Here is a 16,011-nt window from a genome sequence, read left to right as displayed (position 1 = left end):
CTAAAACTTAATTTCTAATAAAAACAACATGTTGCTTTTTTTTAAGCAGGAAGGGCACTAAATGAACAATAATGCTGATATGACTGTTTAGGTTAAGCGTTACGATGACAACTTGTATAAAGTTTATCCGCTAGTTATTAGTAGATCATAAGAGCGGTTGGTCCACACAAAAATATATACATTAATAAGTGGGGTTATTGCTTTTTTATTATACTTTGGCTGGTGAAATACTCTTTTAAGAAGTTAAGTAATAAGCGCAGCTTTTTGGAATTGGCTGTACCAGGCGGGAATACACCAAAGACATTAATGTCGCTAAAAGCATAATCATCTAGCACTGTTTCTAAAGTGCCTGCTTTTATTTTTGGCCAAGCATCGTAAATAGGAATACGGCCCAGACCATGTCCTGCTTCAACAAAGGCAGTACGTGCGGCGGCATTATTGGTACTAATACTGCCTTTTGTGGTGACACTGAACGAACGACTGCCCTTAGTCAAGGTTAACACTCCAGAGGTTAATTTATAAATAACCCATTGGTGGTCGCTTAAATCAGCCGGTTTAGTGGGGCGGCCAAATTGCAGAAAATATTCAGGTGCGCCACAAAGGCATGTTTGTAGCGTCGCCAGTTTAGTTGCTTGTAAACCAGAGTCAGGTAAGGGGGCACCGCGAATCGCTAAATCGATACCTTCTTTCATAATATTAACGACCTCATCAGTTAACATCACATCGAGTGCTATTTTGGGGTAAATTTTTTTAAATTCGTTCAGCGCCGGCACAACGGTCTGCAAACCAACATTTACCGGGCACGTTATTTTAAGTAAGCCGATAGGTTCATTTTTGAAATTTTCAATTTGCTGATTAGCGGCACTGGCTTGCTCAGCAATAACTCGACAGCGTTCATAATAGGCTTGACCCGCTTCGGTCAGGTTAATCGCACGTGTTGAACGATTAAGTAACTTTACCTCGAGCTGCGCTTCAAGCTTCTTCAAATGATAACTTACTACTGCTCTTGATAGTCCTAAATGTTTAGCGGCTGCACTTAAGCTACCTTGTTCAATGACTTGAGCGAATACAACCATACTTTTGAGTTGTTCAAATGAGATATCCATAACAGCACCTATTGAGGTAATAACCAGTTAATCATTTACTTTGCTAATCATTGTATCAATTATTGATACAATGATGTCAGTTTTATCTGCATTGTTCATTTTTGTTCTTAGGCATATACTAGCTACATTGAATAAACGAACACCTAAACTCACTTATATAACCAAACGGATGAATGATAATGACTAAACAAATATTAATGGTACTTACTTCACATGATGAGCTTGGTAACACAGGCCAAAAAACCGGTTTTTGGGTTGAAGAATTTGCCGCCCCTTATTATGCTTTTATCGATGCTGGTGTCGAAGTTACTTTAGCAACACCTAAGGGTGGACAAGCACCAATAGACCCAACCAGCACACTTGAAGACTTTCAAACAGCTGCGACAGACCGTTACGATGCAGATAGCGAAGCACAAGCTAAAATCGCTAATACGCTAATATTAGCTTCTGTTAATGAAGCTGACTTTGATGCAGTATTTTATCCTGGTGGTCATGGTCCATTATGGGATCTTACCGACAATACTGACTCAATTACCTTGATTGAAAACTTTCTTAACGCCGGAAAAGCTGTTGCAACAGTTTGTCATGCAAGCGCTGCCTTGTTAAATGTAAAACAACCTTCTGGTGATTTTGCTGTTAAAGGCAAAGCCGTAACCGGTTTTACTAACAGTGAAGAAGAAGCGGTTCAACTAACTGAAGTTGTGCCATTTTTAGTAGAAGATGAATTGATTAAACGTGGCGGCGAATACCAAAAGGCTCAAGATTGGCATGCCTTTGCAATTCAAGATGGCCTCATTATTACCGGTCAAAACCCAGCTAGCTCGGCATTAGCCGCTGAAAAATTATTAACTCACCTTTCAGCATAGTTACTTAGAACAGACAACTCGATTAGCTAACCTGTTTAGCTAATCGATTTAACACTTTACCTTTAAGGACATATAAATGTTAAATTTTAATTTTCAAAACCCAACTAAAATTAATTTTGGGCCGGGAGAAATTCAAACCATTTCAAAAGAAATACCATTAGATGCAAGAGTACTCATTGTTTACGGTGGAGGTTCAATCAAAGGTAATGGTGTTTATAAGCAAGTTATTGATGCGCTTAAAGAGCACACTTACTTTGAATTTTCAGGCATTGAACCTAACCCAACTTACGACACTTTAATGAAAGCGCAAACGATCATCAAAGCTGAAAACATTGATTATTTACTTGCTGTTGGCGGTGGCTCTGTTGTTGATGGCGCTAAATTTATTGCCGCTGCGGCATTATTTGAAGGTGATGACCCTTGGGATATTCTTGCCAAACAGCAAGCGTTCACTAAAGCTTTACCCATTGGCGCGGTGTTAACTTTACCTGCCACTGGCTCAGAAAGTAATGGTAATTCCGTGGTAACACGAGACGGTAATAAGCTCCCTTTTTCTAGTCCTTTAGTGCGTCCATTATTTGCGGTGTTAGACCCAAGTGTGACCTTCTCATTATCAGATCGTCAAATTGGTAATGGTGTTGTTGATGCTTTTATTCATACCATTGAACAGTACTTAACTTACAGCGTTAATGGCAAAGTACAAGACAGGTTCAGTGAAGGTTTATTACAAACCTTAATTGAAGAAGGACCTAAAGCCTTAGCCCCGGCAACTAAAGATGATTTAGACGTTAGAGCAAATATTATGTGGTCGGCCACTATGGCACTAAACGGTCTTATTGGTGCTGGAGTACCACAAGATTGGTCAACACATATGATAGGCCATGAATTAACAGGTGCCTTTGGTATTGACCACGCTCGAACCTTATCTATTGTGTTACCTGCCGTGATGAAAGTACGTCGTGAGCAAAAGCGTGAAAAATTACTTCAATATGCAACACGTGTTTGGCAGATAACTGAAGGTGATGATAATGCACGTATTGATCAAGCTATCCGTTTAACAGAAGAGTTTTTTGAAAAGATGCAGGTACCAACGCGCTTATCTCACGTTGATCTTGGTAGCGCTGATATTGATTCCCTTGTCGAACGATTAGAGCAACATGGCATGACAGCACTAGGTGAAAACAGTGATATTACTCTAGCAATAAGCCGAGAGATTTTAACGCAAGCCTTGTAAAGATAAAATAAAAATGAGTAGCCTGTTTAATTGACACGCTGCCCCTATTCATAAAAGGTCGATATATTTCTCTTATATTGGCCTTTTTTAATCCCAACACACTTAGCGCTTTTACTGGCTCTTTACAGGAGTAACTCTTATGACTCAAACAACAGATATCAATCGCCAAATGGTGCTAGCATCAAGACCCGTTGGCGCGCCAAAAGCAGAAAACTTCAATCTCGTTACTAGTAATAAACCCATCCCTCAAGCTAACGATGTATTACTTCGTACGGTTTTTCTTTCACTCGACCCTTATATGCGAGGGCGAATGAATGATGCTAAGTCTTATGCCGATCCCGTCGCTTTAAATGCAGTGATGGTGGGTGGAAGTGTTTGTCGAGTAGAAGAGTCAAATCACAATGATTACACAAAAGGTGATTGGGTTGTCGCTTTTGGTGGCTGGCAGGATTATAGCGTTATTCATGGTAGTGAATTGCTCAAGCTTGATAATGATATGGTTAACCCGTCTCATGCCTTAGGTGTTTTGGGTATGCCTGGGCTAACGGCTTACATGGGTTTATTGGATATCGGTCAACCAAAAGCAGGTGAAACGGTAGTCGTTGCTGCGGCAACAGGAGCGGTTGGAAGTTTAGTGGGTCAAATAGCTAAATTAAAAGGCTGTAAAGTGATCGGTATTGCTGGCGGTGAGACTAAATGTACCTATGCAGTTGACAGTTTAGGGTTTGATCATTGTCTTGATCATAAAAGTGATGATTTAGCTGAGCAATTAGCGGCCGTTTGTTCATCAGGGATTGATGTCTATTTTGAAAACGTTGGCGGTAAAGTCTTTGACGCTGTTATGCCACTATTAAATAGCTGTGCCCGTATTCCTTTGTGTGGCTTAATTTCTCAGTACAATGCGACAGAATTACCTAGTGGACCTGACAGACTTTCTTCATTGATGGGAACATTACTTGTTAAGCGTATAAAAATGCAAGGCTTTATTGTCTTTGATGATTATGGTCATCGTTATAACGAGTTTAGCGAGCAAATGGTAAAATGGTTAATAGCAGGTGAGATTAACTATAAAGAGCATTTAATTGCCGGGCTAGAAAATACAGTAAATGCTTTTATTGGTTTATTAGAAGGTGAGAATTTTGGTAAGTTAATTGTGCGAGTAGGCCCTGACAATATTGACTAACAGGTAACCAAGCTCTACTTTATTATGGGTGTTTTATTAAGAAAGAAGCCACTGTTGAGTGGCTTTTTTCTGTGTTGGTTATAGTAAGTTAAGGACCTATATCACTGGATTTAAACCGTTACTTTATTCGCGTTTGGCTTAACATTATTACAGTAATGATAAGATATCTAAGGGGGTTTCAGCGTGATAGTCCGCTTGCCAGTTTTTACAATCTTCACCAGCGATAATATAGCCCCACTTTGCAATGACGGTAGTTGCTTGAGCACTATTGCCGGCTTCAATATCACGCAAAGCGTCTCCGACATACAAACATAGCTCACTTGGCACTGATATTTGTTCACAAGCTTTGAGGATAGGCTCTGGGTGTGGTTTTCGGTTGGTGAAAGTATCACCACCAACCAGTGATAAACATTTTTCGAATTCACTATAATAAGGCAATAATAGTCTTGTTAAACCTTCTGGCTTATTCGTGACAACACCCCAAGGAATGTTTCGTTCATTCAACGTCAACAGTAATTGAGCTACGCCAGGATAAAGACAGGTATGTACCGCAATATTTTCTTGGTAATAAGCGAGAAATTCCGCACGTAACACTTCGTAATCATAGTTTTTCAAAGCTTGTGCAAAACCCAGTGTTAATAACCCTAATGCGCCATCAGAAGCGATTGGACGATAATCTTCACGGGCTACTTCTGCTAAGTTATATTTTCGTAAAACGTAGTTAAGTGCAGCACCTAAATCATTGGCGGTATCTAATAAGGTACCGTCAAGATCAAATAATACCCCTGAAATTTTAGTATTTTGCAATGTACTTTCCCTTATTTATATTTTTTGACAACAAAGAATATAATTCACATCTAGTGATGAAATAAGTTTGTGATTCTCTGTCAGCGGGTTGTAATGAATGCCTGCGGCATCAATGCATTTGAGATCAAATGATTCAGCCCAGCCAATTAAGGTCGATGGACGAATAAAACTTTTGTGGTCGTGTGTACCGTCAGGGACTATTTTAAGGACTTTTTCGGCGGCAACAATAGCCAATAAATATGACTTTATTGATTTGTTTAAGGTTGAAAAGAAGACATAACCGCCGGGTTTTACCATTTGAGCGCAAGCTTCTATAATTGAAGCGGGATCGGGTACGTGCTCAAGCATTTCCATACAAGTGACAACATCAAATTTTTCGGGTTGCTCAATCGCTTTGTCTTCGGCAGGTATTTTTTGATAATTGACCGTTAATCCACTCTCCAGCGCATGTAATCTTGCTACATTTAATGGTTCTTCGCCGAGGTCAATCCCAGTAACATCGCCACCAAGTTTGGCTAAACTCTCAGCTAAAATACCCCCACCACAGCCAACATCAATAATTTTTTTACCAAAAATGTCGCCGACATGCTGACAAATAAATTGTCGTCGAATAGGGTTTATTTGATGCAATGGTTTAAAATCACCATCAAGGTCCCACCACTGGCTTGCAACCTTTTCAAATTTGGCAATTTCTTCTTCATTTACGTTAACAGCTTTAGTGTTGTTAGTTGTCGACATTACATTTTCATTATTTTAATCAATTATTGTCAGTAATTCTAAACTAAAGTAAATGGTTCGCCTAGTACTGAACGTTGAGTTTGTTATCCTCGTTAAAAGTGGATAAGTCATATGCTAATGCAGACGAGCCAAGGCTGAGAAAAGTAGGGCACATTAAGACTTTTTATCGCTACTATCTTACTCACTACTGATTTTTATCGGCTATAAATACCCTTGATTTAAGCCTTTATCCACTAACATCGAGCAGTAAAAAGAAAGTTTAATATTATAACTCGTTGCTTTTTATGTAATTATCACTCTTATTGTTGTTTCTTTTATTTAACATTTAAATAACATGCTTGTAATATATTAAACCTTGATGTTATGGTCATTGCTGCTTCGATAATGATGTATCACTCTCATTTGAAATTCCCCCAGCAAAAAAATAATAATTAAAATTAACTTAATAGGTAGGAATATAGATGTCGAATAAGATAACAAAGAAATCATTAATATTGACCACTGCTAGTATATTGTCGGTATCAATATCGACAGCACTTTACGCTGCCCAACCGCTTAGCGTACAAAACGCAGATAATGTATTATCTGAAGTGACCAGTTCACCTTTACCCAAACGCTTTATTATCAAATACAAGCAAGCAGCTAATAACCAAGCAGCCAGCAATCAAGCAACGAGTTTCATTGGTAGCCAAAACGCCTTTGTTCGTCTTGCCGCTGTTAAGGAAAAATTAAAGAAATTGCGGGTCAATGTTAAAGCCGAATTTCCAGATGTAAATATGATCAGTGCTGAGCTATCTTCATCACAAGCGATGAATTTAGCGATGGACGATAATGTCGAATACGTAGAAGAAGATCTACCACGTCGCTTTATGGCACAAACGGTGCCTTATGGTATTGGTATGGTTCAAGCCGATCAAGTTGACGATATGATTGCTTCTGCCAATGCTGGCGGTAAGAAAATATGTATTATTGATTCAGGTTTAGACCTACCTCATGAAGACATGGGGGCACAAGGAGGCACAATAACTGGCACAAGCAATAGTGGTACAGGTAACTGGTATGATCAAGGTGGTCCACACGGTACTCACGTAGCAGGAACAATTGCCGCGCTTAACAATGGTATTGGTGTTCGCGGTGTTATTGGCACCGATCCTAATTTGCACATTATAAAAGTATTTAATGCCGCGGGCTGGGGATATTCTTCAACACTTGTTAGTGCTATTAATGATTGTGTCAGTAACGGCGCAGACGTTATTAATATGAGCTTAGGTGGTTCTGGTTCAAGTACAAGCGAACAAAATGGTATTCAAGCGGCCTATGATGCAGGCGTTTTACTTATAGCTGCAGCCGGTAATGATGGGGTTGCTACAGCAACTACTGATTTAGAAAACTTTCCTGCTTCTTACGATGCAGTGATGTCAGTTGCTGCTGTTGACAGTAATAAAGCCTTAGCTGACTTTTCACAAAAAAATAGCCAAGTAGAGATATCTGGTCCAGGTGTTGATGTTTATTCTATTTATCCTGAAGGTTCAGGTTCAGTCGTTGAAGTATCTGTCGCTAATGTCGGTTATACCGCCAATGCGATGGAAAACCAAGGTCAAGCAACGGGTTCTCTCTATGATTTTGCCACGGGCGAAACTATAGATACAGGCGCTGCAGGTAGTGTTTGTTTAATTCAACGTGGCAATATTTCGTTTTACGATAAAGTTAAAGCTTGTCAAGACAGCGGGGGTGTAGGCGCAATTCTTTATAACAATGCACCGGGAAGCTTTGGTGGCACATTAGGTGACGCAAACGCAACCTCTATCCCAAGTGTTACCGTATCTGATACGGACGGCGCAGCGATGAAAAATAATATTGGCTTAAGCGCCAGTATAAATATTGGCGCGGGTAATTATGGCAAAATGAGTGGTACTTCAATGGCATCTCCTCATGTTGCTGGTGTTGCTGCCTTGGTGTGGAGTCATCACCCAAGCTGTACTAACGTTGAAATTCGTAACGTATTAAATAGTAGTGCACAAGATTTAGGTGCTGCGGGTCGCGATGTCAAATTTGGTTATGGTTTAGCCCAAACTAAAGATGCGATCGATTACATTACCGCGAATGGATGTGATGGCTCTGGCGGTGACACTGGCGGTGGTGGTGGAACAATACCAGATACTGTCCTTGAAAATGGTCAGGTTAAAACTGAGTTAACGGCTGCAACGGGTAATGATTTAGTTTTCACCATGGAAGTACCTGCTGGCGCAACAGATATTAATTTTGCTATGACAGGTGGTAGTGGTGATGCAGATTTATATGTGAAGTTTGGTGCTGAGCCAACCGACAGTGTTTACGATTGTCGCCCTTATAAATCAGGTAATGTTGAATCGTGTGCAAGTACGCAAGCCGGTGGCACTTACTACGTAAGACTTAAAGCCTATAGTGATTTTGCTGGTGTTAGTTTAACGGGTAGTTACACTGAACCTACTACGGGTGGTGGTAATACGATTAATCCGATTGATAGCACAATTAATAATGTTACTGTTGCAAGAAGAACATGGAAACGTTACACCCTTGACTTAGCCGATGGTTATGCCGATCTAACGGTTACACTTTCAGGTGGTTCAGGTGATGCAGATTTATATGTAACACAAGGTAAACAGTCAACAACGTCTGTTTATGATTGTCGTCCTTATAAAAATGGTAACAATGAAGCTTGTAACTTTACCGACCCAGCTAAAGGTGTATGGTATGTCGATATCTACGGTTATTCAGCAGCTTCAGGTATGACATTAAATCTACAAGCTACACCCAAATAACCTAAAGAAAGGGGCAACCCGTTCACTTTATGTTGATAAATAAAACCCTGCTTCGGCAGGGTTTTTTATTATGAGCAACCGAATCAATAGAACAATATAGCGACTTGGCGTAAAATGCATTGTAATTGTATCTTGATGTTGAGTAGCTATAGCGATAAATTATTGCTTAACAAGTAAGATGAGATAAACCCTAAGAGGTCATAATGAAATCAGTAGTAGAACAACTATCCACTTATAAAAGTGTCCATTTAAATAGAAAAAACATTAACAGCCACTTTATTGGTGTGCCGATGATTATTTGGTCAATTGCCTTATTACTGGCCAGTGTTTCCTTTGAAATTGAATCAACATTTATTAATAATTACTTAGGTATTGAACAGGTTAACTTTACTTTGGCAGGCATAGTACCGGTTATTGTGCTGTTTTATTATCTATTGTTATCGTTGCCACTGGCACTATTCGCGTTTATTTTATTTGGCCCTTTAATGTGGAGTGTTCATGAAGTTGTGACAGCAGAACATCATATTCTAATTGCTATCGGCGTTTTCGTTATTGGTTGGGTTATCCAATTTATTGGTCATCACTATGAAAAAGCAAAACCTGCTTTTCTCGATGATATTAATCAATTACTTATTGGTCCATTGTTTGTTATCGCTGAAGTTTATTTTTTACTTGGCTTGGGTAAAGTTTTAGATAAAACTATTACTGAAAAAGCGATTGCAAAACGCCGTGTTTTTGAACAACAAAAATCTTAACAATATTGAGGCAGATAAAATGCTGAACAATAAATAACCACTTGGGGATTTGTGACTTTTCAGCACGGCCATTTTTAGTGCTTTTTAGATAATAAAGCGGTATGGCATCTCATTAAAACTATGCTAGTATGCTGTGTTAATTAATAATTATAATTTCGAAAAAACTTTCAAAATTCTTGCTAAGTTAAGGGATACCATCGACTTATGACCGATTTGTCAAACAATGTTGTACCTGTCAATATTGAAGATGAGCTAAAAAATTCTTATCTAGATTACGCCATGAGCGTAATTGTAGGTCGTGCATTACCAGATGTACGAGACGGCTTAAAACCTGTTCATCGCCGCGTATTATTCGCGATGAATGTACTTGGTAATGACTTCAATAAACCTTACAAAAAATCAGCACGTGTTGTTGGTGATGTAATAGGTAAATACCACCCACATGGCGACACTGCCGTTTACGATACAATAGTACGTATGGCACAACCATTTTCATTACGCTACATGCTAGTAGATGGTCAAGGTAACTTTGGTTCGGTTGACGGTGACTCTGCAGCAGCAATGCGTTATACCGAAATCAGAATGTCAAAAATAGCACATTCTATTTTAGCCGATCTTGATAAAGAAACGGTAGATTTTGTACCTAACTATGACGGTACTGAATATATACCTGTTGTTATGCCAACGCGTATTCCTAATTTATTAGTGAATGGTACCTCAGGTATCGCGGTAGGTATGGCAACCAATATACCTCCTCACAATTTAACAGAAGTGATAAACGGTTGTTTAGCACTGATTGAAAATAGTGATTTGACCTTTGAAGAGATATTAGAACATATACCTGGTCCTGATTTTCCGACAGCCGGTATTATTAGTGGTCGTGCCGGTATCGAAGAAGCTTACCGTACTGGTCGTGGCAAAATTAAAATTCGCGCCCGTGCCGATATCGAAGTTCATGAAACAACCGGTAAAGAAACGATTGTTGTTCATGAGTTACCTTATCAAGTAAACAAAGCGCGCCTTATCGAAAAGATGGCGGAGCTGGTAAAAGAAAAACGCCTTGAAGGTATTTCAGCGCTACGCGATGAGTCTGATAAAGACGGCATGCGCATGGTTATTGAAATTAAACGTGGAGAAGTCGGTGAAGTTGTTTTAAATAACTTGTACAAACTTACCCAAATGCAAGTTTCTTTTGGTTTAAATATGGTGGCGTTAACTAACGGCCAACCTAAATTATTTAATATCAAAGAAATGCTTGAAGAGTTTATCCTTCATCGCCGTGAAGTTGTTACTCGTCGTACTATCTTTGAATTACGTAAAGCACGTGAACGCGCGCATTTACTAGAAGGTTTGTCGATTGCATTAGCGAACATTGACCCGATTATTGAATTAATTAAAAATTCACCAACGCCAAGTGAAGCAAAAGAAAAACTGCTGGCACGTGGTTGGGATTTAGGTAATGTTGCCGATATGCTCAGCGCCGCTGGTGATGACGCAGCACGTCCTGAATGGGTTGAAGAAGGTTTCGGTATTCAAGACGGTCAATATTTCTTAACTATGCAACAAGCACAAGCGATATTAGATCTTCGCTTACATAAGTTGACTGGTTTAGAACACGAAAAAATCTTATCTGAATACAAAGCATTACTCGATATTATCGCTGAGTTATTACATATATTAGGTTCGCCTGAACGTTTAATGGAAATTATTCGTGAAGAGCTAGAAACTATCCGTAATGATTTTGGTGATGAACGTCGTACTGAAATTACTAATGCTTCGCATGACTTATCGATGGAAGACTTGATCACAGAAGAAGATGTTGTGGTTACGTTATCGCATGAAGGTTATGTTAAATACCAAGTTTTAAGTGACTATCAAGCACAACGCCGTGGCGGTAAAGGTAAAGCAGCGACTAAGATGAAAGAAGAAGATTTCATTGAACGTTTATTAATTGCCAATACTCACGATACTATTTTGTGTTTCTCAGATCGCGGAAAACTCTACTGGTTGAAAGTGTTCCAATTACCTTTAGCGAGTCGTACTGCTCGTGGCCGACCTATTGTTAATATTTTACCGCTTGATGCAGGTGAACGTATTACCGCAATATTACCGGTTCGTGAATATGCAGAAGACAAGTTTATTATCATGGCAACGGCTTCAGGTACTGTTAAGAAAACAGCACTTACCGCTTACAAAAACCAACGTGCTAACGGTATTATAGCCCTTAACTTACGTGATGATGACACCTTAATTGGCGTTGCTATTACCGACGGTTACAACGATATTATGTTGTTCTCGGATGCGGGTAAAGTTGTTCGTTTTAATGAGAAACTTCGTGACAGTGAAACGGGTGAAATTAAATTAGACGCAGAAACAGGTGAAGAACGCTGGGCATTAAAACCTATCGGACGAACCGGTACTGGTGTTCGTGGTATTAAGTTAGAAGGTGATCAAAAGGTTGTGTCACTTATTGTGCCAGTTAATGATGGCCCAATATTAACAATAACCGAAAATGGCTTTGGTAAACGTACCGCGTTAACGGAATACCCAGCGAAAAGTCGTGCGACTAAAGGTGTTGTTTCTATTAAAGTCAGCGACCGAAATGGCCCAGTAGTTGGCGCTGTTCAGGTTGAAGATTTAGATGAAATAATGCTTATCACTGATAACGGTACTTTAGTGCGTACTCGTGTTAATGAAGTCAGTGTTATTGGTCGTAATACTCAAGGTGTTCGTATTATTAGAACGGTTGAAGGCGAACATGTTGTTGCATTGCAACGTATTGACGAAATAGAAGAAGAAGACGTTCTCGAAGGAGTGGAAGAAACTTCTGAGCAGTTAATAGATTCGACAACTGACAGTACTTCAACAGAGGTATTGCCAGAAGCTGACAGTGATGAAGAACAACTCATCGAAAGTGATAACGAATAGTTACCGCTAGAAATTCAGTTTAAAGGGCGGCTAATCACCGCCCTTTTTATGTTCAGGATGAACGGTATGTCAGAGTTACATGGTACATGGATGTGAATGAGTGACGATGTTCAGGACGAACGGTATTAAGCAAATGCAGGAGCATATTTCCATTTGATGAACAGTCTTATTTTACCCAAGAGAATGTTGACCAAATTGATGTTTATAATAAAAATAATTAAAACAGTTTGACCAAGTGCATCGACAAACGTATTTAAAACTTTATAGAAGGTGTTGTGTTATATGTCTCAAGTATTTAACTTTTGTGCCGGTCCTGCGATGTTACCTGTAGAGGTAATGAAAAAAGCACAAGTGGAATTTGTCAATTGGCAAGATACCGGTAGTTCAGTGATGGAGCTGAGTCACCGCAGTAAAGAGTTTTTGGTAGTAGCAGCAAAAGCCGAAGCGGATTTACGTGATTTGATGGCAATACCAGAAAATTACAGTGTCTTGTTTTGTCATGGTGGTGGTCGAGGTCAATTTTCTGCGGTCCCTTTAAATTTACTACCAAAAGGCAAATCAGCCGATTATATTATTTCGGGCTCTTGGTCAAAAGCTGCCGCTGCAGAAGCTGAGCATTATGGTGAAATAAACGCGATCAATGTTGTCAGTAAGGTTGATGGCGAAACTCACGTATTATCAAGTAACGAGTGGGGCTTAAACCCTAACGCTGCCTTTGTACATTACTGCCCGAATGAGACCGTTGACGGTATCGAGATGTTTGATATTCCAGAAACTCATGGGGTGCCACTGGTTGCTGATATGTCGTCAACCATTTTGTCTCATGAAATTGATGTTAAAAAATTCGGTCTTATCTATGCCGGTGCGCAAAAAAATATTGGTCCCTCTGGTCTAACTATTGTTATTGTACGTAATGACTTATTAGGCAATGCTCAATTAACAACCCCGTCAATCATGAATTATCAGGTGTTAGCAAAGAACGATTCAATGTACAATACGCCGCCAACCTATGCATGGTATTTAGCCGGTTTAGTGTTTGAATGGTTAAAAGAGCGTGGCGGTGTTAAAGAAATTTCAAAGATAAACAAACAAAAAGCTGATGTTTTATATGGTTATATTGATGAAAGCGCGTTTTATCAAAATCATATTGAAGCAAAGTATCGTAGTCTAATGAATGTTCCCTTTTGGTTAACAGATGAAAGCTTGAATGATGAGTTTTTAAAACAAGCAGAAGCGCAGGGATTAATGGCTTTAAAGGGTCATCGTATGGTGGGTGGTATGCGTGCCAGTATCTATAATGCTATGCCATTAGCAGGTATAACTGCGTTGGTTGCTTTTATGAAAGAATTTTCCGCTAAAAACAGCAAGTAATAACAGCAAGTAATAACAGGCAAAGTAATCGTTTTATCTTTGTTTCATCGCTCGTTTATAGTGCTGGCGAGCAACATAAGTAATTATATTTAGTAAAAGTGATTGAAAAATTGTCATAAAACAACATTAATTTAATGGAAAAAAAATGTCTCAAGTAAATAAAACATTAACTATCACCACAGGCCTTGCCGGAAAAGTATCCGGAGATATCATTGTACCAGGTGACAAGTCATGTTCGCATCGCTCTATTATGTTTGGCTCTTTAGCTGAAGGTACCACGCATGTTTCGGGTTTCTTACCTGGAGACGATTGTTTAGCAACAATGAATGCATTTAAGGCGATGGGCATAAAAATAGAAGGCCCTGACAAGCAACAAAATGTTGTTATTCATGGCAAAGGTTTGCGTGGTTTGACCGCACCTCAAGAAGCTTTAAATATTGGTAATTCAGGAACAACTATCCGATTAATGTCGGGATTACTCGCCGGACAAAATTTTGCTTGGCAAATGGCTGGTGACAGTTCTTTAAATAAACGTCCTATGGCACGCGTTGTTGACCCATTAAAATTAATGGGTGCAAATATCTCTGCTGCCGAAAACGGTACGCCACCGGTTATTTCACAAGGTATTGATGAAGGTCAAACCTTAACCGCGATTCATTACGACTTGCCAATGGCCAGTGCGCAAGTAAAATCTTGTGTATTACTTGCGGGAATTTATGCCGACGGCATTACCTCGGTAACCGAACCCGGTATTACTCGCGATCACACTGAACGCATGTTGACCGCTTTTGGTTATCCGGTAAAGGTTGAAGATACCCCGATGGGTAAAAAGGTTTCCATTGAAGGCGGCCATCAATTAACGGCTTGCGACATTCAAGTACCTGGCGATATTTCATCAGCAACATTTTTTATGGTTGCGGGTTTAATTGCTAAAGAAGGGCAGTTGACTATTCGTAATGTGGGTATGAACCCAACGCGTATTGGCGCTATTAATATTTTACAGCAGATGAATGGCGATTTGAGCATCATTAACGAGCGTATGGCGGGCGGAGAGCCTGTTGCTGATGTTGTGGTTAAATCATCACCATTAAAAGGTATTGATATTAACGAACGTGATGTACCGCTTGCCATTGATGAGTTCCCGGCGATATTTATTGCGGCTGCTTGTGCTGAAGGTACAACACGGTTACGTGGCGCGGAAGAATTAAGAGTGAAAGAAAGCGATCGCATCCAAGCAATGGCTGATGGCTTAAAAGAATTAGATATTGACTGTACTGTTTATGATGACGGTATAGATATTGTTGGTGGGCAATTAACATCAGGGACTATTCATAGTCATGATGACCACCGTATTGCCATGTCTTTTGCGATTAGCTCATTACGAGCTACTGGCGAAATTCAAATTTTAGAGTGTGACAATGTAGCGACTTCGTTCCCTAATTTTGTCACCTTAGCAAACCAAGTGGGACTAACACTCAATCAAGCTTAAATTAAGTGACTAACTTAGTTTAACTAGCTTTAGTGTAGATAAAAATATGATAGAACAAATACCGGTAATAACTATAGATGGACCTAGTGGAGCAGGTAAGGGCACAGCCGCACGTTTAGTTGCAGAGCAACTTGGCTGGCACTTGCTTGACAGCGGAGCTATTTATCGTGTGCTTGCAGTGGCGACATTGCATCACCATTTAACTATCGAAGATGAAGAATCCTTGATCCCCATTGCTGCTCATTTAGACGTGCAATTTGAAATAACCAGTCAAGGTGAAGGAAAAGTTATTTTAGAAGGCGAAGATGTTAGTAATAGCATACGCACAGAAGAAGTCGGTGCTATCGCTTCTAAAATAGCAGCCTTCCCTCGAGTGCGTGAAGCGCTTTTACGTCGCCAACGTGCTTTTAAAGTCGCTCCTGGGCTTGTCGCTGATGGAAGAGACATGGGAACAATCGTTTTTAGTAACGCACCGGTTAAAGTATTTTTAACCGCTTCTGCAGAAGAACGAGCACAACGTCGATTTAATCAGTTGAAAGAGAAAGGTTTTGATGTTAAAATCGGGCGCCTTTTGGATGACATACGTCAGCGAGATGAGCGAGATCAGACCCGTACGGTCGCTCCCCTTATCCCAGCAGAAGGTGCGTTAATTGTTGATTCTACTGATCTTTCTATTGATGAAGTGGTCGCTAAGATTTTAACATTTGCCAATGGCAAGTTAACGTAAACGAAG

General features: G+C 39.7%; 12 protein-coding genes. 9 read left to right on the top strand and 3 right to left on the bottom strand.

All coding sequences use genetic code 11. From position 1 onward, the window contains the following. Positions 1 to 194 precede the first annotated feature (194 nt). Positions 195 to 1,106: a LysR family transcriptional regulator gene (locus tag H4J69_RS09555; RefSeq protein ID WP_070373843.1), complete on the bottom strand. Its 912-nt coding sequence runs from the start codon at positions 1,104 to 1,106 to the stop codon at positions 195 to 197. 179 nt (positions 1,107 to 1,285) lie between these two features. Here H4J69_RS09555 and H4J69_RS09550 point away from each other — a divergent pair, with 179 nt between their 5' ends. The 3 genes from H4J69_RS09550 (at position 1,286) to H4J69_RS09540 (ending at position 4,389) form a co-directional block, all read left to right on the top strand. Continuing rightward, positions 1,286 to 1,972, top strand: a complete 687-nt coding sequence (locus H4J69_RS09550) for a type 1 glutamine amidotransferase domain-containing protein (protein WP_070373842.1) — start codon at positions 1,286 to 1,288, stop codon at positions 1,970 to 1,972. Between the two features lie 76 nt (positions 1,973 to 2,048). Then, a complete protein-coding gene (locus H4J69_RS09545; protein WP_182215821.1) occupies positions 2,049 to 3,206 on the top strand; it encodes an iron-containing alcohol dehydrogenase in 1,158 nt (385 codons plus the stop codon). A 139-nt stretch (positions 3,207 to 3,345) separates the two neighbouring features. Continuing rightward, positions 3,346 to 4,389, top strand: a complete 1,044-nt coding sequence (locus tag H4J69_RS09540) for an NADP-dependent oxidoreductase (RefSeq protein ID WP_182244944.1) — start codon at positions 3,346 to 3,348, stop codon at positions 4,387 to 4,389. A 147-nt stretch (positions 4,390 to 4,536) separates the two neighbouring features. On the opposite strand, the gene H4J69_RS09535 is transcribed toward H4J69_RS09540, so the two are convergent. Continuing rightward, positions 4,537 to 5,196 (bottom strand): HAD family hydrolase, encoded by a 660-nt coding sequence (locus H4J69_RS09535; protein ID WP_220465306.1) that lies wholly within the window; start codon positions 5,194 to 5,196, stop codon positions 4,537 to 4,539. A gap of 15 nt (positions 5,197 to 5,211) precedes the next feature. After that, positions 5,212 to 5,934, bottom strand: coding sequence for a bifunctional 2-polyprenyl-6-hydroxyphenol methylase/3-demethylubiquinol 3-O-methyltransferase UbiG (ubiG, locus tag H4J69_RS09530; RefSeq protein WP_182215825.1), 723 nt, complete (start codon positions 5,932 to 5,934; stop codon positions 5,212 to 5,214). A gap of 461 nt (positions 5,935 to 6,395) precedes the next feature. On the opposite strand from ubiG, the gene H4J69_RS09525 reads away from it, so the two are divergent. From H4J69_RS09525 to cmk, 6 genes are all read left to right on the top strand, one after another. Next, on the top strand, positions 6,396 to 8,735 hold the full coding sequence (locus H4J69_RS09525) for a S8 family serine peptidase (protein WP_182244945.1): 2,340 nt from the start codon (positions 6,396 to 6,398) through the stop codon (positions 8,733 to 8,735). A gap of 203 nt (positions 8,736 to 8,938) precedes the next feature. Beyond that, positions 8,939 to 9,490: a DUF962 domain-containing protein gene (locus H4J69_RS09520; protein WP_182215829.1), complete on the top strand. Its 552-nt coding sequence runs from the start codon at positions 8,939 to 8,941 to the stop codon at positions 9,488 to 9,490. A gap of 204 nt (positions 9,491 to 9,694) precedes the next feature. Beyond that, positions 9,695 to 12,418: a DNA topoisomerase (ATP-hydrolyzing) subunit A gene (gyrA, locus tag H4J69_RS09515; RefSeq protein WP_182244946.1), complete on the top strand. Its 2,724-nt coding sequence runs from the start codon at positions 9,695 to 9,697 to the stop codon at positions 12,416 to 12,418. Between the two features lie 282 nt (positions 12,419 to 12,700). Then, positions 12,701 to 13,789: a 3-phosphoserine/phosphohydroxythreonine transaminase gene (gene serC, locus H4J69_RS09510; RefSeq protein ID WP_182244947.1), complete on the top strand. Its 1,089-nt coding sequence runs from the start codon at positions 12,701 to 12,703 to the stop codon at positions 13,787 to 13,789. A 145-nt stretch (positions 13,790 to 13,934) separates the two neighbouring features. Next, positions 13,935 to 15,278, top strand: a complete 1,344-nt coding sequence (gene aroA / locus H4J69_RS09505; protein WP_182215833.1) for a 3-phosphoshikimate 1-carboxyvinyltransferase — start codon at positions 13,935 to 13,937, stop codon at positions 15,276 to 15,278. A 46-nt stretch (positions 15,279 to 15,324) separates the two neighbouring features. Then, positions 15,325 to 16,005, top strand: a complete 681-nt coding sequence (cmk, locus tag H4J69_RS09500) for a (d)CMP kinase (RefSeq protein WP_182215835.1) — start codon at positions 15,325 to 15,327, stop codon at positions 16,003 to 16,005. Positions 16,006 to 16,011 lie beyond the last annotated feature (6 nt).

It is taken from the genome of Colwellia sp. BRX10-9, assembly GCF_014077405.1.
Classification (GTDB): domain Bacteria; phylum Pseudomonadota; class Gammaproteobacteria; order Enterobacterales; family Alteromonadaceae; genus Colwellia_A.
Note: the sequence above shows the minus strand (reverse complement) of the source record. Positions and strands in the feature narration are given on the sequence as shown.

What these genes read in the sequence shown, in the direction of transcription:
- H4J69_RS09550 (WP_070373842.1), top strand. Translation starts at nt 1,286, where the DNA reads ATGACTAAACAAATATTAATGGTACTTACTTCACATGATGAGCTTGGT.
- H4J69_RS09525 (WP_182244945.1), top strand. Translation starts at nt 6,396, where the DNA reads ATGTCGAATAAGATAACAAAGAAATCATTAATATTGACCACTGCTAGT.
- gyrA (WP_182244946.1), top strand. Translation starts at nt 9,695, where the DNA reads ATGACCGATTTGTCAAACAATGTTGTACCTGTCAATATTGAAGATGAG.
- ubiG (WP_182215825.1), bottom strand. Translation starts at nt 5,934, where the DNA reads ATGTCGACAACTAACAACACTAAAGCTGTTAACGTAAATGAAGAAGAA.
- H4J69_RS09540 (WP_182244944.1), top strand. Translation starts at nt 3,346, where the DNA reads ATGACTCAAACAACAGATATCAATCGCCAAATGGTGCTAGCATCAAGA.
- H4J69_RS09520 (WP_182215829.1), top strand. Translation starts at nt 8,939, where the DNA reads ATGAAATCAGTAGTAGAACAACTATCCACTTATAAAAGTGTCCATTTA.
- H4J69_RS09545 (WP_182215821.1), top strand. Translation starts at nt 2,049, where the DNA reads ATGTTAAATTTTAATTTTCAAAACCCAACTAAAATTAATTTTGGGCCG.
- serC (WP_182244947.1), top strand. Translation starts at nt 12,701, where the DNA reads ATGTCTCAAGTATTTAACTTTTGTGCCGGTCCTGCGATGTTACCTGTA.
- cmk (WP_182215835.1), top strand. Translation starts at nt 15,325, where the DNA reads ATGATAGAACAAATACCGGTAATAACTATAGATGGACCTAGTGGAGCA.
- aroA (WP_182215833.1), top strand. Translation starts at nt 13,935, where the DNA reads ATGTCTCAAGTAAATAAAACATTAACTATCACCACAGGCCTTGCCGGA.
- H4J69_RS09555 (WP_070373843.1), bottom strand. Translation starts at nt 1,106, where the DNA reads ATGGATATCTCATTTGAACAACTCAAAAGTATGGTTGTATTCGCTCAA.